15 protein-coding genes are annotated in these 16048 nt (G+C 65.5%); 6 read left to right on the top strand and 9 right to left on the bottom strand.

Features of this window, described 5'->3' with window-relative positions; genetic code table 11:
- Window positions 1–216 precede the first annotated feature (216 nt).
- From AC1Q7F_RS11100 to AC1Q7F_RS11075, 6 genes are all read left to right on the top strand, one after another.
- Complete coding sequence (locus AC1Q7F_RS11100) at window positions 217–2694, top strand: ATP-binding protein (protein ID WP_492506687.1); 2478 nt, start codon at window positions 217–219, stop codon at window positions 2692–2694.
- 138 nt (window positions 2695–2832) lie between these two features.
- Window positions 2833–3522 carry a phosphoribosylformylglycinamidine synthase subunit PurQ gene (purQ, locus tag AC1Q7F_RS11095; RefSeq protein WP_492506685.1) on the top strand — a complete coding sequence of 230 codons (690 nt, stop codon included), beginning with the start codon at window positions 2833–2835 and terminating at the stop codon, window positions 3520–3522.
- Complete coding sequence (gene purL, locus AC1Q7F_RS11090; protein WP_492506683.1) at window positions 3519–5741, top strand: phosphoribosylformylglycinamidine synthase subunit PurL; 2223 nt, start codon at window positions 3519–3521, stop codon at window positions 5739–5741. Before purQ ends, purL begins: the two co-directional genes overlap by 4 nt.
- A gap of 173 nt (window positions 5742–5914) precedes the next feature.
- Window positions 5915–6154 carry a BolA/IbaG family iron-sulfur metabolism protein gene (locus AC1Q7F_RS11085; protein WP_492506681.1) on the top strand — a complete coding sequence of 80 codons (240 nt, stop codon included), beginning with the start codon at window positions 5915–5917 and terminating at the stop codon, window positions 6152–6154.
- A 116-nt stretch (window positions 6155–6270) separates the two neighbouring features.
- On the top strand, window positions 6271–6609 hold the full coding sequence (gene grxD, locus AC1Q7F_RS11080) for a Grx4 family monothiol glutaredoxin (RefSeq protein ID WP_416574257.1): 339 nt from the start codon (window positions 6271–6273) through the stop codon (window positions 6607–6609).
- A gap of 190 nt (window positions 6610–6799) precedes the next feature.
- Window positions 6800–7084, top strand: coding sequence for a hypothetical protein (locus AC1Q7F_RS11075; protein WP_492506679.1), 285 nt, complete (start codon window positions 6800–6802; stop codon window positions 7082–7084).
- A 56-nt stretch (window positions 7085–7140) separates the two neighbouring features.
- On the opposite strand, the gene AC1Q7F_RS11070 is transcribed toward AC1Q7F_RS11075, so the two are convergent.
- From AC1Q7F_RS11070 to AC1Q7F_RS11030, 9 genes are all read right to left on the bottom strand, one after another.
- Window positions 7141–7572 (bottom strand): DoxX family protein, encoded by a 432-nt coding sequence (locus AC1Q7F_RS11070; protein WP_492506677.1) that lies wholly within the window; start codon window positions 7570–7572, stop codon window positions 7141–7143.
- Between the two features lie 203 nt (window positions 7573–7775).
- Window positions 7776–8390 (bottom strand): 30S ribosomal protein S4, encoded by a 615-nt coding sequence (gene rpsD, locus AC1Q7F_RS11065; RefSeq protein ID WP_492506675.1) that lies wholly within the window; start codon window positions 8388–8390, stop codon window positions 7776–7778.
- A 211-nt stretch (window positions 8391–8601) separates the two neighbouring features.
- Window positions 8602–9771 carry an amino acid aminotransferase gene (locus tag AC1Q7F_RS11060; protein ID WP_492506673.1) on the bottom strand — a complete coding sequence of 390 codons (1170 nt, stop codon included), beginning with the start codon at window positions 9769–9771 and terminating at the stop codon, window positions 8602–8604.
- Window positions 9772–9896: 125 nt separating this feature from the next.
- A complete protein-coding gene (locus tag AC1Q7F_RS11055) occupies window positions 9897–10796 on the bottom strand; it encodes a DMT family transporter (protein WP_492506671.1) in 900 nt (299 codons plus the stop codon).
- Window positions 10797–10914: 118 nt separating this feature from the next.
- A complete protein-coding gene (locus AC1Q7F_RS11050; protein ID WP_492506669.1) occupies window positions 10915–12180 on the bottom strand; it encodes an RDD family protein in 1266 nt (421 codons plus the stop codon).
- Window positions 12181–12281: 101 nt separating this feature from the next.
- Entirely contained in the window at window positions 12282–12584 is a 303-nt protein-coding gene (locus AC1Q7F_RS11045) for a hypothetical protein (protein ID WP_492506667.1), read from the bottom strand.
- A gap of 150 nt (window positions 12585–12734) precedes the next feature.
- Window positions 12735–13523: an RDD family protein gene (locus AC1Q7F_RS11040; RefSeq protein WP_492506666.1), complete on the bottom strand. Its 789-nt coding sequence runs from the start codon at window positions 13521–13523 to the stop codon at window positions 12735–12737.
- Window positions 13524–13577: 54 nt separating this feature from the next.
- Window positions 13578–15167, bottom strand: coding sequence for an ABC transporter substrate-binding protein (locus tag AC1Q7F_RS11035; RefSeq protein ID WP_492506664.1), 1590 nt, complete (start codon window positions 15165–15167; stop codon window positions 13578–13580).
- A 97-nt stretch (window positions 15168–15264) separates the two neighbouring features.
- A complete protein-coding gene (locus AC1Q7F_RS11030; protein WP_492506663.1) occupies window positions 15265–15933 on the bottom strand; it encodes a glutathione S-transferase family protein in 669 nt (222 codons plus the stop codon).
- Window positions 15934–16048: the final 115 nt, after the last annotated feature.

Below are 16048 nucleotides of genomic sequence, written 5' to 3'. Positions count from 1 at the left end.
GCTGGATGCTGTGCCGTTCCTGTGCCCGGGATCGGACGGGTCGGCTGGCAAAGTATTCCCCTGGAAACCGGTCTTGGGGTGTTAAAAGACCTAAAATCCTTTCAAGCGTGCGCCCCGGCCAGCACATCATGCGGCCAGGGAGCGGTCGCGCTGGTGATTTGACTTTTCGCCGTCTGCTATAACGGGTCGGATACCAGCGGCGACATCGATTGGACCATGCGCGTGCCTTCCCCGGTTACATTCACCCTTGATCTGCTTCACCGCCGCCTGCTGCTGGGGGATGCTCCGGTCGCATTGGGCGACCGCGCCTTCGACCTGCTGGCCGTGCTGGCCGAGGCGGGGGGCGAGGCGGTGACAGCGCAGACGCTGATTGCGCGTGTCTGGCCGGGCGTCACGGTCAGCCCCGGTAATCTGCGCGTCCAGGTGCGCGCCCTGCGCCGCGCGCTGGGTGACGGGGCGGTAGAGAATGTGCCGGGGGTGGGGTACCGCCTGCTTCTGTCCCTGGCGGGCCAGGGACCGGCGATGGCCGGGCTGGCTGCCGATACGCTGCTGGGCCGCACGGAGGAGTTGGACCGGCTGGTGTCGATGTTGTCACGCGCACGGCTGATCACCATCCTGGGGCCGGGCGGGGTGGGCAAGACCAGCCTGGCGCTGGTCGGGGCCGCCCGGATGCAGGCAATGGGCGGTGTGCATGTGGAACTGGCGCCCGTGACGCAGGGCCACCTGCTGCCCGTCGTCACGGCGGCTGCCCTGTCGCTGCGTCTTGTGGGGACGGATGTGAAGGGCGCCCTTCTGCGGACCCTGGCCGAACGACCCACCTTGCTGCTGCTGGACAATGCCGAACATCTGCTGGACGAGGTGGCGGCCTTTGCCGAGGAGTTGCTGGGTCACTGCCCCGACCTGCACATCCTGGTGACCAGCCGGGAGCCGTTGGGGCTGGCGGGGGAGCAGTTGCTGCATCTCTGCCCCTTGGAATGCCCGCCGGAGGGGGAGATGGCGGCCGATGCCATCCGCGCCTATCCGGCGGTGCGTCTGGTCCTGCGCGAACATGCCAGGGCAGGGTGGCCCGCCCCCACGGATGACCAGATGCCGGCCCTGGCGCGGCTGTGCCGACACCTTGACGGGCTGCCGCTGGCCCTGCTGCTGCTGGCGGCCTGGATGCGGGACTGTCCGGTGACGGAGGTGGAGCGGGTGCTGTCCGGTCGTTTCCAGGACCTGCCCTTGCCGGCGGAGGCGGGATCGCGGCATGACAACCTGCACCATATGCTGCGCTGGAGCGTTGAGGCGCTGAGCCCGGATGAACGGCTGTTGCTGGGCCGGCTGGCTGTCTTTGCGGGGTCCTGGCCGGTGGAGGCAGCGGTGGCGGTCTGCGGGGCCCCGCCGCTGGAGCCGGCTTCGGTACCGGGGCTGGTGGCGGGGCTGGTGGCGCGGTCGCTGATCGCCGGACCCATCCAGACGCGGCAGCAAGGCTTGCGCCTGCTGGAAACCATCCGCCATCATGTCATCGCCGTTGATCCAGGCCTGGTAGAGCGAGAGGGCCTGCGGCACCGGCTGTGCGCGTGGCTGTCGGCGCATCTGCGTCAGCAGATGCATGAGCGGGGGCAAAGCGGCTTCCAGGCGCCGGGGATGCTGGCCGATATTGCCGATATCCGCGCCATGCTGAACTGGGCGCTGGACGGTGGCGATGTGGTGGCGGGGCAGATCCTGGCGCTGGACAGCTATCGCCATTGGAACCAGTCCGGTCCCTTTGTGGAGATTGCCGATTTCCTGACGCGGGCCTGGGCCCTGTGCGGGCCGGGGACGCCGGCCGTGATCCGCGCCCTGCTGGGGCTGTTGCTGCATGGTGAGGGGTTGACGGTGCGGCTGCCCCTGCATGCCGACCGCCCCCGCTACGCGCAAGAGGAGCTTGAAGCCGCCGTTGCGACCCTGCGTGACACGGATGTGCCACCGGTCTGGGCCATTGACGGCCTGATGTCCGCCGGGTTCATCCGTCGTTACATGGGGGACCAGCGGGCATGTCTGGCGCTGTGGGAAGAGGCCGTGGCCATCGCTGATCGGCATGAGGTGCCGGCCGACATGGTGCGGCATCGCTCCCTGTTGGGCTGGATGCGGGCGGAACTGGGGGAGATGGAGCAGGCGCGGGTGGAATTCGCCCGCGCCCTTGCTGCGGGCGAACGGCACGGTTTGCCCCGCAATCTGACGCTGATGCGGCTGGCTGATGCCGAATTCAATGATGGCCAGATCGACCGCGCCATTGCGGTGACGGAACAGGCGCTGGCGTCCGGAGAGTCCATGACGCCACCCCTGCACCAGACAATGCGGGCCAACCTGGCCTCCTATCTGCTGCTGCAGGGGCGGGTCATGGAAGCCGTGTCCCAGGCTTTGCAGGCCCTGAACATCATGATCAAGATCGACTACAACCACGCCCAGCCCTGGGCCCTGGAGCGCGGGGCACTGGTGGCGCTGCGATTGGGGCGGCCGGAACTGGCGCTGTCGCTGGCTTGGGTGGCGCAACGGCTGCTGGATGCGGGGCAGATTCGCCGGGCGGCAGCGGAACGGGAAATCCATGCCCAGCTGTCCATCGGTCTGGCCGGCACGAACCAGCCCGAACAGCAAATGGAACTGACCGACGCCCTGCTGAACCTGCGTGCCTTCTATGAAGAGGTGCTGGCCGCAGAGGCCACCCGCCGATAACGCCGCCCTGCCATGGCCGTTCCGGGTGGCCCCCGTTCTTGCATTGGCGGGGCGTCGGCATTAGCTTCCGGCCGCATCGGGGAGCCGTCCCGGTGACGGCTGCTCGCCCCCATCCAACAACAGGAACGGGTTCGCGGGATGAAGTCCGCCGTCATCGTCTTCCCCGGTTCCAACTGCGACCGCGATATCGCGGTGGCCTTGGAACAGGCTTCCGGCAAGAAGCCCCACATGGCATTCCACAAGGACACGGAGCTGCCGGACGTCGACGTCATCGCCGTCCCCGGCGGCTTCTCCTATGGCGACTATCTGCGCTGTGGCGCCATGGCCGCCCATTCGCCGATCATGAAGGTCGTCAAGGAACGTGCCGCCAAGGGCGTGCGCGTCGTCGGCATCTGCAACGGCTTCCAGATCATCACGGAAGCGGGCCTGCTGCCGGGTGCTTTGATCCGCAACAAGACGCTGAAATATGTCTGCCGCACCGTCGGCCTGCGCGTCGAAACGACGGACAGCGACTTTACGGCCAAATATGCCCAGGGCCAGGTTATCGGCATTCCGGTCGGCCATGGCGAGGGCAATTACGTCGCCGACGACGAGACGCTGAAGCGTCTGGAAGGCGAAGGGCTGGTGGCCTTCCGCTACACCGCTCTGGCCGGGCAGAGCGCCGATCAGGCGAACCCCAACGGCGCCACCAACGACATTGCCGGCATCTTCAATGCACAGCGCAATGTGTTGGGCATGATGCCGCATCCGGAGCGCGCCTTCGATCCGCTGCACGGCAACACCGATGGCCGTGCCTTCTTCGATAGTCTGGTGGAGACCCTGTCGTGAGCGCCCGCAAGGAACCCGTTGTCAACGAGCAGCTTGCCGCCGAACATGGCATCAAGGCCGACGAATATGTCCGCCTGCTGGAGATCGTGGGCCGCAAGCCGACCTTTACCGAGCTGGGCATCTATTCCGTGATGTGGTCGGAGCATTGCTCCTACAAATCGTCGCGTGTCTGGCTGAAGAAGTTCCCGACCACGGCCCCCTGGGTCATCTGTGGTCCGGGCGAGAATGCCGGTGTCATCGATATCGGTGACAATCAGGCCGCCATCTTCAAGATGGAAAGCCATAACCACCCATCCTATATCGAGCCCTTCCAGGGTGCGGCGACGGGCGTGGGCGGCATCCTGCGCGACGTGTTCACCATGGGTGCGCGTCCCATCGCCAACCTGAATGCGCTCCGCTTTGGCGAGCCGGGCCACCCCAAGACTCGTCAGCTTGTCGCGGGCGTGGTGTCGGGTATCGGCCATTACGGCAATTGCGTCGGCGTGCCCACGGTGGGCGGTGAGACCAATTTCCACAAGGCCTATAACGGCAATTGCCTGGTCAATGCCATGACCGTCGGCATCGCCGATCAGGACAAGATTTTCTATTCCAAGGCGGCGGGCATCGGTAACCCTGTGGTCTATGTCGGGTCCAAGACGGGCCGCGACGGCATCCATGGCGCCACCATGTCGTCGGCGGAGTTTACCGAGGATAGCGAGGCCAAGCGCCCCACGGTGCAGGTCGGCGATCCGTTCACGGAAAAGCTGCTGATCGAGGCCTGCCTGGAGCTGATGAACACCGACGCCATCCAGTCCATTCAGGACATGGGTGCCGCCGGCCTGACCTCCTCCTCCGTCGAGATGGCCGGCAAGGGCGGTCTGGGCATCGAGCTGCATCTGGAAAAGGTGCCGCAGCGTGAGACGGGCATGACGCCCTATGAGATCATGCTGTCGGAAAGCCAGGAACGCATGCTGATGATCCTGAAGCCCGGTTCCGAAGACGTGGCGCGCGCCATCTTCGAGAAGTGGGAACTGGATTTCGCGGTGATCGGCCATCTGACCGATACGGGCCATTTCGTCCTGAAGATGAATGGCGAGACCTATTGCGATCTGGAACTGGCCCCGCTGTTCGACGCGGCCCCGCTGTACCATCGCCCAACCGAAGAGACGCCGGCCCAGCCGCCGCTCGACTTGGACGAGGAAGAACTGTGGCCGGAAGATCTGTCGCTGGGCGACATCCTGACCAAGCTGGTCTCCTGCCCCGATCTGGCGTCCAAGCGCTGGATCTGGCAGCAGTACGATAGCCAGGTGGGGGCGGATACCCGCTTCCTGTCGGGTCAGGCCGATGCGGCGGTGGTGCGCGTGCATGGCACCAACAAGGCGCTGGCCATGTCGTCCGACGTGACCCCGCGCTATTGCTTCGCCGACCCGGTACAGGGGGGCCGTCAGGCGGTGGCCGAAAGCTATCGCAACGTGTCGGCTGTCGGTGCCCTGCCGCTGGCCATCACCGACAACATGAATTTCGGCAATCCCGAAAAGCCCCGGATCATGGGGCAGTTCGCCGGCTGCGTCGAAGGCATGGCCGAGGCCTGCCGCGTGCTGGATTACCCGGTCGTGTCGGGCAATGTCTCGCTCTATAACGAGACCAACGGCGTGGGTATCCTGCCGACCCCGACAGTGGGCGGCGTGGGCCTGCTGGCCGATGGTCACAAGGCGGTCGGCCTGGGCTTCAAGGGCGACGGCGACGTCATCCTGCTGGTGGGGGAGACCGAAGGTCACCTGGGCCAGAGCCTGTATCTGCGCGAGATTCTGGGACTGGAGGAAGGTCCGGCCCCTTCGGTCGATCTGGAAACGGAGAAGCGCCACGGCACATTTGTGCGCAGCCTGATCCAGGCCGGGCTGGTCACGGCGTCGCATGACGTCTCGGACGGCGGCTTGCAGGTGGCTTTGGCCGAAATGGCCATGGCCGGCAACAAGGGTGCGGACCTGTCCGGCCTGGATGGCTGGCATGTGTCGGAGCTGTTCGGCGAGGATCAGGGCCGGTACGTCCTGACGGTCAAGGCAGGCGATGCTGAGACCGTCGAGGCCAAGGCGAACGAGGCCGGTGTGCCCCTGACCCGCATCGGCACCGTGGGTGGCGACGCCCTGGTGGGTGCCGGTGGCGTTGTGATCACGGTCGCGGCCCTGGTGGAAGCGAACGAGGCTTGGCTGCCGGCCTATATGAATGGCAAGGTGGGGTAAGGTTTATCCACCGAACTGCTTCCCCCTTGATGAGCGGGGGTCCAGGGGCCGCTTGAACCACGCTTCGGCGCTGATGGCCCCTGGACCCCCGCTCATCAAGGGGAAGGCATGGGATGTTTTAATGATACGCCGTCGCCATCAAGCGGCGGCGTTGATGTATGAGGACCCGACCCATGGCGATGCACGCATCCGAGATTGAGGCCCTGCTGCGCGAGGCGTTCCCCGACGCTGTCGTCCGCATCGACGATTTGCGCGGCGATGGCGACCATTACGCGGCCTATGTCGAAAGCCCGTCCTTCAAGGGTAAGTCCCGCGTGGCCCAGCATCAGGCCGTCTATGCCGCCCTGAAGGGGCGCATGGGCAACGAACTGCATGCCCTGATGCTGAACACTGCGGCACCCAAGGATGCATGATTGCCCTGCCGAACGATCCCCCTGTTAAGAGGAACGCTTCGGCGCTATATGTCGGAATATTTACCGCGGCACCGCTGGGGTGGGCGCGCGGTCTTGGCATCAAGGAAGTGTGACAGATGGACCAGACGGTTGCCGAGCGCATCAAGCGTGACATCAGCGACAATGACGTCGTTCTTTATATGAAGGGGACGCCCGTGTTCCCGCAATGCGGCTTCTCCGCCGCCGTGGTGCAGGTGTTGAGCCACCTGGGCGTCAAGTTCAAGGGCATCGACATCCTGGTCGATCCCGCCCTGCGCCAGGGCATCAAGGAATTCACCAACTGGCCGACCATCCCCCAGCTCTATGTGAAGGGCGAGTTCGTGGGCGGCTGTGACATCATCCGCGAGATGTATGAGGCGGGTGAGCTGCAGGACCTGCTGCGCGACAAGGGCGTGGCCTTCGCCGACGCCGCCTGATCTGCGGGCTGTGCTGAAAGAGTTGAAGAAGGGCCTTCCCGTTGGGGAGGCCCTTTTTGTTTGCCGACATCTATTCATTTCAGAATTGCAAATAGTTGTATAAACAATAGTCGTTGCAATCTATTTTCTATACAGCGTGATCCGCCTGGATAATATCTCCGCATGGGGCAAGTATTTGTCGGAGTGGGATATGCGAAATATTGGAATGATGGCGATCATGGCCTTGCTGGCCGTGTCGGGTGCCGGGGCGCAGGAGGTTGAGAAGCCCGTGTCCGAACCCATCGTACAGACGGCACCGGCGGAGAATGATGGCGGCCGCCTGATCTGCAAGACGGCCAAGGAAACCGGGTCGCGCGTGAAGCGCAACAAGGTCTGCAAGACCAAGCAGGAATGGGACGACATGCGGCTGAACACCAACAAGCAGCTGGATGACTACGCCAAGCAGGCGCCGCCCAACCCGCTGCCATCGAGCTGACAGGACAAAGGGCCGCCCCGGATGGAGCGGCCCTTTTGATGTTGGCGTGATGGGTATCAGGCGCGGTTGGCCAGGACATTGTCCACGGCGACGGCACCGGCGCCATGGGCGGCCAGGACCAGGAAGCCGCCGGCCATGGCCAGGTTCTTCCAGAACATGATGGACTGGATATAGGCCATCTGCGCGTCGGCCAGCGCCCAGTAATTATGGAACAGGATGGCGGAGATCACGGAGAAGCCGGCCAGGGCCAAGGCGGCGGCACGGGTCTGGAAGCCGGCGACGATGAAGGCACCGCCCACCAGTTCCGTCAGGATGGCGGCGACCAGCAGCAGCTCTGACGGCAGGGGCAGGCCGGCGGAGCCGACATAGGCCAGGCTGCCGTCCCAGCCCGTGACCTTCGACAGGCCCGACGAGATGAAAATGGCGGCCAGCAGGACGCGGCCGACAACGGGCAGATATTTGGAATTGGCGGCGATCAGGTTGTTCATGATGAGGTTCCTTTGGCTTTTCGAGTGAGGGGCGCCGGCATCGGGCGCCGTCGTCTTGAAGCCAAAAGTACGCCCGGTGAACCTTCGCGACAATGCCCGTTCATCACGATTAATTGTCGCGAAAAATGGGACAATCCAACCACAAAAAAGGCCGCATCCTGAAGGACGCGGCCTGATCTGCTGTCGCCCGAAGGCGCCGGACCTTAGCGCGAATAGAATTCGACGACCAGATTCGGTTCCATCTGGGTCGGGTACGGGACGTCGGCCAGGTTCGGGGCGCGCAGGTAGGTGCCCTTGAAGTTGCCGGTGTCGACGGTCACGTAATCCGGGAAGTCGCGCTCGTTCGACTGGATGGATTCCATGATCAGCGCGAAATTCTTGGCTTTGGCGCGAACCTCGACCACGTCATTGTCCTTGACCTGGTAGGAGGGGATGTTGACGCGCTTGCCGTTCACGGTGATGTGGCCATGATTGATGATCTGGCGCGACGAGAACGGGGTCGGGGCGAACTTCATGCGATAGACGACGGCGTCCAGGCGGCGCTCCAGCAGCTGGATCAGGTTCTCGCCCGAGTCACCCTTGCGGCGCACGGCTTCCTGGTACAGCTTGCGGAACTGCTTCTCGCCGATATTGCCGTAATAGCCCTTCAGCTTCTGCTTGGCCATCAGCTGCAGACCGAAGTCCGACGGCTTCTTGCGGCGCTGGCCATGCTGGCCGGGGCCATATTCGCGCTTGTTGATCGGGGACTTGGAACGGCCCCACAGGTTGACGCCGAGGCGGCGGTCAATCTTGTACTTGGCTTCCTGACGCTTGCTCATAACGAACTCCGTTTTCGCCGCCCGTATCGGACGGTCCTGTTGTCCCGGTAGTTCCCTGCCCTTTGCCCGTTTGGGGTCCAAAAAGGCAAAAACAGGGACGGGGCGCCAAAGTGACCGGCGCCCGCCTTCCCAGGAATGGGGGGTGTATAGGGGATGGCGCGGAGCCTGTCAAACCCGTTGGCAGGGCGCCCGCGCAACCCAGGTCAGCACCTCAGAGGCACGCGGCCAGCGCCTTGGCGAACTGTCCGGCCGTCTCCACCGACAGGCCGGCGACATTGATGCGGCCGGACCCGGCCATGTAGACGGCATGCTCCTCGCGCAGGCGCTTCACCACATCCGGCGACAGCGGCAGCAGCGAGAACATGCCCCGCTGCTGATCCACGCGGCCCAGCACGCCGCCATGGGCGGCCAGGGCGGCGCGGATACCCAGCAGCCGGTCGCGCATATTGTCCAGTTCCAGCGTCCAGTCGGCGGCCAGCGCCGCATCGTCCATCAGCGTGGCGATGACGGCGCCGCCATGGTCGGGCGGCATCGACCAGTTGGCGCGGGCAAGGGCCAGCATGTTGGAGGAAATGCGGTCGGTGTCGGCGGCCGTTGCCGTCTGAACGAACAGGGCACCGACGCGGTCGCGATACACGCCGAAATTCTTGTCGCAGGAATAGGCCAGCACCGCCTCCGGGCAGGCATCCATGACCAGACGCACGCCGGCGGCGTCCTGCTCCATGCCCAGGCCCAGACCCTGATAGGCCAGGTCCAGGAAGGGGACGATGCCGCGGGCCGACAGGACGGCGGCGATGGCCTTCCACTGGTCCAGGTCGAAATCGGCGCCGGTCGGGTTGTGGCAGCAGCCATGCAGCAGGGCGACATCGCCGGCCTGCGCCTTGTTCAGCGCGTCCATGACGGCATCGAAGGTGATGGCCTGGGCGGCGGCGTCGAAATGCTTGTAGGTCTGGGCCTTCAGGCCGGCCGACGCCAGGACGGGCGGATGGTTGGGCCAGGTCGGCGTGCCGACCCAGACGGTGGCGCCGGGCTTGGTGGCGCCGATCAGCTCGGCACCCAGGCGCAGCGCACCGGTGCCGCCCGGCGTCTGCACGCCCGTCAGCCGGCCGGACATTTCGACATCGCCCAGCGCCAGGCGCGCCATGTGGCGGGCGAAGGCGACATTGCCTTCCGGCCCCAGATAGGACTTGCTGTCCTGGGTTTCCCACAGCTTCTTCTCGGCCGTCTTGACGGACCGCATGACGGGCGTGTGGCCGGCATCGTCGCGGAACACGCCCACGCCCAGGTCGATCTTGCCCGGACGGGGATCGTTGCGGAACATGCCGATCAGGGCCAGAAGGGCGTCGGCGGGCTGTTGGGCCAGCGGCTGGAAGAAGGACATGGAAGCCTCTGTTGAGGGGGCGGAAGACAGGGACGCACAGGATAGGCCTTCGCCTGCGCAATTACTGTGCGAAGTGGGGCGCCGGAAGCGCCGATCTGCCTTGCGCGGATGGCGCCGGGGGCGAATTATTGCGCCGGGCGACGGGTGGCCAGCCAGATGCCCGGCAGGACCAGGGCGATGCCCAGCAGGTGATAGGGCTCCAGCCGCTCCCCCAGCAGCAGGGCCGCCAGAGCTGCATTATAGAGCGGGGTCAGGTACAGCACCATCCCCGCCCGGCCGGCGCCGAACACGCTGACCAGCCTTCCATAGACCAGGTAGGAGGCCAGGCCGGGGATGATGGCCAGGAAGACCAGGGTGGCGACGGTGCGCACCGACCCGTCCGCCACCTGTCCCGCCGCCATTTCCAGTCCATAGAAGGGCAGCATGGACACCACGCCGCCGACGCAAATGCCGCAGAAGCGGGCGAACGGCGTCAGGCCCGACGCGCGGTGGCGCAGCAGCAGTGAATAGAAGGCCCAGCCATTGGCGGCCAGCACAATCCACAGATCGCCGGCCGTGAAATGCAGGTGCAGCAGCGCCGTCGGATCACCCTTGGCGATGACGGCGACGACCCCCGACAGGCTGATGGCCACGCCCAGCGCCTGCACCGCGCTGACCCTCTCCCGCCAGAACAGGCGGCCATAGAGCACGATCAGCACAGGCGCGGCGGCATAGATCAGGCTGATATTGGTGGCCGTCGTCGTCTGCCCGGCCACATAGACCGGCGCCCCGCAGATGCCCATGCCCAGCGCCCCCAGCAGCAGGAACCCGCGCCAATCGCGCCGCAATTCCGGCCAGCCGGCCACCAACTCGTTCCAGATGAAGGGTGCCAGGAACAGCAAGGCCAGCGCCCAGCGCCAGAACGCCATGGCCACGGCCGGCACCTCCCCCGCCACGAAGCGGGCCGCCAGGATGTTCGATCCGAACAGCATGGGCGACGCTGCCAGCAGCAGGAACCAGGAGAAGAGCGAGGGGCGGTGGGACATGGACGCTCGATAGGCCGGGCGGCATGGGCTTGCCAAGTGCGGGTTCAAGGCATCAGGGATACGGGATTGGTGCGCGGCCGATACCGCCGTCATTTGTCGTCCGGACAGCACTGGAAATTCAGCGGACGGTTTCCGTTAAATCATCCAGCAGTCGACCTACCCGCTGCTTTGCCGCGTCATTTCCATTCTGCCAAGCGCCCCTGAATTTCCAGACCTCCCCGGAGGCGATGCCACAAAGCCGGAATTCCAGGATTATTCCCGTCGGCTTGCCATCTTCCTCACTTGGCAATGTTACCCCGATACAGTTGGGTCGGCCTGATTCCGGTTCGACAAGGGGGCTGTCAACCTTGTCCAGTTCCCCCCGGTCGAAGAATTTCTTCGCGTAGTCGACGAAGCTGCCTTCGCGGAACGCACGGATCATGAGGACCTGGCCGCGGGGCTCGGAAGACTGGAACCAATAGTCGGTTGCACCTCCGTCGCGGGGTCTCGCCTCCATGACCCAACCGGGGTCAAGCATGACCTTCACCCCGGTAACGGGGTTCAGCCAACTGTCCAGCGGTGTGGCGACGTGTGCGCTGGCGGCGGCTTGCGGTGCGGGTTCACTTGCGAACCTGCGTTCCAGGAACTGATAGGCCTGGGTGCCATATTGCATCAGCAGATAGAGGATGAAGGCGATGAAGGGTCGGAAGAAGCCCGGATTGCGTTCCAGCACCACATAGCCATATTCCTCGTCCCACGTAGTCAGCTTGCCCTCGCGAAGCCGGGACCGGCTGGCAAAGAAAGCCAGGAGGTTGAGGAAGGGAATGCCAAAGGCCCATCCCGCCCCCCAAAGCCGGAACTGTCGGCGGAGCAGCCTGCGCATGTCCAGCGGGCTTGCATCATGCCGGAAGACATGCACGCCCAGCAGCGCCTTGCCCGGCGTCGTCCCGAACCATGCGAGCAGCGGTGCCTGTCCGAGCAGGGCGATGGGCGTGACCAGGACGGCGAAGATCAGCCGTCCCCAGACCGTGTCCGCGTTGGCGATGATGCCGGTGGCGCCGGCAAAGCCCAGCGCCAAGCCCACCACGACGCCGACGGCCAAACTGAACAGGGTGACGTCGATGCCCTGGGCCAGCACGCGTGCGATGGGCCGGGCGGGCGGCGATGTCATCGGGTCGGGCAGTGGCAGGGCAGGTGCGGGCTGGGGATCGGGGGTGGGCGCTACGCCGCGGCGTGCGGCCAGCAGCTCTTCGACATCCCCGATGCGGGTCCAGGCGGGCATGCCTTGCGTCCATACCCAATGCTGGTTGCCAAGGGAGCCGTTGAACAGCAGGACATACATCACGTTGTCGTCAACCGGTCCACAGGACCGGCCATCCTGCACGTACCACCATTTCTTGGACATGGGCACACTCCCGATCAACCCCTGGTGATGGTGTCGGGTCCGATCATATTCGTCAATGGGTTGCAGGCATCGACGCCACCTCGCGCAGCGACAGCAGCCTTTCAGCGCAGGGTCGATTCCAGCCCGTCCAACAGGCTTTCGACGCGAACCTGCTCCGGCTCGTCCCCCTGCGGCCACCAGCCCTGGATGTGCCAGACCTCTCCGGAGGCGAAACCGCACAGGCGCTGTATTTCCACCTCTGCCACGCCGTCCTCTTCCGGTTCGGTTGTGATGGGAACGCCCTGGATGCAGACGGGCCGGTCGCCGACGGGCGTGGGAAGGGGAGTGTCGGGGACAGGGATGTCCTGCAACTGATCCGCGGCATAGTCCGGAAACGGCCTGTCGATGAAATCGCGACGGATCACGGCCCGACCATCGCGGTCCTGATTCCAGAACCAATGGGCGGTGCCGCCATCTGCCAACTGTTCCGCCTTGATGGTCCAGCCCGTCGCCAGCCGGCCGACCTTTCCCGTGACGGGATTGCGCCAGTGATCGCTGAGCGCTGTCGGCTGCGTCTATAATCTCCCTTCCTCATCCGGTATCAGGGCGTGGAACGGGCTGGGCAGGTTCAATGCCACGCTCAGCAGGGCTGAATAGGCTAGGAAAGCCAGCGGATGGCGCATGCGGCGGTCGTCATGCTGCAACACGATCAGGGCCAAGGCGGCGTCCCAGCGGGTGGGTTGTCCACGCGCAATGCGCCGGTGGCTGAAGAAGGCGGTGAACGGGGCGGAAAGGTGGAGGCCCAGGCCAAGCCCCTCCACCCAAAGCCGGGCCTGACGCTTCAGCAGGGTCGGGAAATCCGGCCGGCGGCCATCAAGGCGCGTCAGGCGAAGGCCGAGCAGGGCTTTGCCTGGAGTGGTGCCAGTCAGGGACACCATCGCCGCCTGGAGCAGCAGGGCCAGCAGGATGAGGACCCAGACCGCGATGAACTGCTCCATATTGCCTTCAAAGCGGTCGAAGCCAAAACCGATAGCCAGGAGGGCATAGGGCGGCGTCAGGATCATGATACCGACCATAAGGTCCACCCCCTGGGCCAGAAGGCGCGGCAGCGGTTGGGCCGACCTAGGGCCGTCAGGGTCGGGCAGGGGGAGAACGGGTTCCGGCGGGTCGCCGGGCCGGTCGGTGGGGCGCAGGTGGCGCTGCAGTGTCGCGACCTCGCGCAGCCGGGTCCAGCCCGTCAGGGACGGATTCCACGCCCAATGTCCCGGCCCCAGCGTGCGGTCGCGCAGCATCGCGGTCAGGTGCATCTCCAGGGTCGGCCCCAGCACGGCACCGTCGCGCACATACCACCATCGTTCGGACATCGCCGCGCCATCCCCCCTGATCGTGGGCGATAGTGTCGGCTGCAAGTCAGTTCGTCAACGGGTTGCAGGTTCTGTCGTGATATCGCGTGCCAGCAGCATGCGGTCGAGGCGGGGTTCCAGGCGGATACCAGCGCGTACCAGCCACAGGCCCCTGGCATGCATCACCGGAACCCAGGCCACATCCTCATGCAACGTCCGGGCAACCTCCTGCAGCATCTGCATCCGGCGGGGTGGATCGGTTTCCGCCAGTGCCGCCAGCAGTTTCGTGTCGATTTCAGGATTGCAATAGCCGCCGTAATTGTAGACCCCGCGCCCCGTGCCGTCCACGCCGCGGCCGAACAGGGCCATCAGCGAATCCGGCATGTTGGCGGGGTTGAAGACCCAGCCACCGTAGAACAGCCCGTAATCGCCTTTGCGCAACCGCTCGATATAGGTATCCATCGGTTCCACCTGGACCTGGGCGCGCACATTCGCCATGGCCAGGAAATGGGCGATGGCCTCCCCCACCTTGGCATGCATGGGGGTGACCAGCAGGGTCGTGTCGAACCCGTCGGCCAGGCCCGCCTCCGCCAGAAGCCGGCGGGCTTCGGTCAGGTCGTGCTCGTCGCTGGGGATGTCGGGTGCATAGGCATCCATGCCCGGCATGGCCATCTGACCGGCGGCCGTGCCGAAGCCCGGTACGATGCGTTCTGCCAGCAGACGGGCGGGAATGGACAGCAGCAGCGCCCGCCGCACCCGCCGGTCGCGGAAAGGGTTGGGTCCGGCTGTTCCGTTGGCGGCGCGCTGGTTGGATTGCAGATAGGTGACGCCGGTCGATGGCCCCTCTACCAGTGTCAAACCGGGCCGGCGGGTGAAGAAGGGCAGGGATTCCAGGGAGGGGCTGTCCAGGATGTCGATCCGCCCCTCCATGATGGCCGTTGCCCGTTCCTTCTCCTGCAACCGGATCAGGCGCACATGGTCCCAGCCGGGCGGGCTGCCCCAGTAATCCGGGTTGCGGTCCATCACCATTTCATCGGTGTCGAAACGGGACAGACGGAAAGGGCCGGTGCCGGCACCCATCGCCGGATCGGCGTAATGTCCGCTGTCGCCCCAGTTGTCTCCGGCGCAGCCGCTGGGGGCGAAGGTGACCGTCAGGTCGGGTGGAGCCGCGACGATGGGCAGGCCGGCCACGTCGGTGGGAAACAAGGCGATGCGCGCCTCATGGCGGATCAGGATGGTGTACGGATCCGGCGCCTCCACCGCCCTTACACCGGCCAGCCGTGCCGCCAGCGACCGTGGCTCCGGCCCCACCCGGCCCACGCGGCAGAGGCTGTACAACACATCGCGCGCCGTGAAATCCTGGCCGTTCTGGAACCGCACGCCACGGCGCAGATGGAACAGCCACGCGCCATCCGCCGTCTGTTCCCACCGCAGGGCCAGTCGCGGGACAGGGCGGAAGCCGGCATCGACACCCGCCAACCCCTCATATATCTGTTCGTGAAGCTGGTAATCGGCGCGGCTGGCACCCAGATGCGGGTCGGCATAGTGGGCCATGTTCATCAGGCCGATGCGCAGATCCGCCGCCCAGGCATCGGCCATGCCAAGCAACGCGAAGGCCGCCAGCAGCACCAACCCCACCCAATGCCTGAAACGCGGCGCCAGCAAACCCCAACTCCACCCGCAAGGCGCCCCGCACGATGGGGGCAGCGCACTATGCGGGCGCCTCCCCCACCAAAGCAATAGGCCGAACGGGGTGGGATTGTCACATCCCTTCGAATTGGATCACCCAGGGCTCGGCCGCCGCGTCGCGCAGCCAGTCCTGCATGGCGGGTAGGGCATAGATCGCGTCGATATAGGTGGCGGACACGGGGTCCAGCGACACATTCCAGGTGCGCAGGCGCGTGGCCACAGGCGCGAACATGGCATCCGCGATGCTGAACGCGCCGAACAGGAAGGGGCCACCGGCGCCGAATCGGGCGCGACAATCGGTCCAGATGGCCAGGACGCGGTCGATATCCGCCTGGGCGGCCGCCACACGGTCGGGCCGGTCATGGCGGTTGCGGACATCCATGAACAGGTTCTTGCGCAGGTCGGGGAAGCCTGAATGCATTTCCGCCGATACCGACCGGGCCACGGCGCGCACGGCCGGGTCGGCGGGCCAGAGCTTGGCGGTGGGAAACAGCTCATTCACATATTCGCAGATGGACAGGCTGTCCCAGATCACCAAGTCGCCATGGCGCAGCGACGGCGCCTTGCCGCTGGGCGCATGGCGCAGCAGCGTCGCCTTGGTGTCGGGCTGGCGCAGCGGCACCACCAATTCCGAAAAGGCGGCACCGGCATGGCGCAGAGCCAGCCAGGGGCGCAAGGACCAGGAGGAATAGGCCTTGTTGCCCATCACCAGGGTCAGGGGGGTGGGGGAGATGTCGGACATGGGGCGGGCTCTGCTTCACCGTTGCGGAGTGGAGGACGTGAGAGTAGGGCTGTTGGCGAACGACCGCAAAGCCCCAACTTGGCCTCGGGACAATCGCGGCATCCAAGCACAGCAA

The organism is Niveispirillum sp. GW835-FHT14G11 (genome assembly GCF_058793615.1).
This window is presented reverse-complemented; position numbering and strand designations above follow the sequence as displayed.

Excerpts from the sequence above, each read along its gene's own strand:
- AC1Q7F_RS11055 (WP_492506671.1), bottom strand. The coding sequence starts at position 10,796 with ATGTCCCACCGCCCCTCGCTCTTCTCCTGGTTCCTGCTGCTGGCAGCG.
- AC1Q7F_RS11060 (WP_492506673.1), bottom strand. The coding sequence starts at position 9,771 with ATGTCCTTCTTCCAGCCGCTGGCCCAACAGCCCGCCGACGCCCTTCTG.
- AC1Q7F_RS11075 (WP_492506679.1), top strand. The coding sequence starts at position 6,800 with ATGCGAAATATTGGAATGATGGCGATCATGGCCTTGCTGGCCGTGTCG.
- AC1Q7F_RS11050 (WP_492506669.1), bottom strand. The coding sequence starts at position 12,180 with ATGTCCAAGAAATGGTGGTACGTGCAGGATGGCCGGTCCTGTGGACCG.
- AC1Q7F_RS11100 (WP_492506687.1), top strand. The coding sequence starts at position 217 with ATGCGCGTGCCTTCCCCGGTTACATTCACCCTTGATCTGCTTCACCGC.
- grxD (WP_416574257.1), top strand. The coding sequence starts at position 6,271 with ATGGACCAGACGGTTGCCGAGCGCATCAAGCGTGACATCAGCGACAAT.
- purQ (WP_492506685.1), top strand. The coding sequence starts at position 2,833 with ATGAAGTCCGCCGTCATCGTCTTCCCCGGTTCCAACTGCGACCGCGAT.
- AC1Q7F_RS11030 (WP_492506663.1), bottom strand. The coding sequence starts at position 15,933 with ATGTCCGACATCTCCCCCACCCCCCTGACCCTGGTGATGGGCAACAAG.
- rpsD (WP_492506675.1), bottom strand. The coding sequence starts at position 8,390 with ATGAGCAAGCGTCAGGAAGCCAAGTACAAGATTGACCGCCGCCTCGGC.
- AC1Q7F_RS11040 (WP_492506666.1), bottom strand. The coding sequence starts at position 13,523 with ATGTCCGAACGATGGTGGTATGTGCGCGACGGTGCCGTGCTGGGGCCG.
- AC1Q7F_RS11085 (WP_492506681.1), top strand. The coding sequence starts at position 5,915 with ATGGCGATGCACGCATCCGAGATTGAGGCCCTGCTGCGCGAGGCGTTC.
- AC1Q7F_RS11070 (WP_492506677.1), bottom strand. The coding sequence starts at position 7,572 with ATGAACAACCTGATCGCCGCCAATTCCAAATATCTGCCCGTTGTCGGC.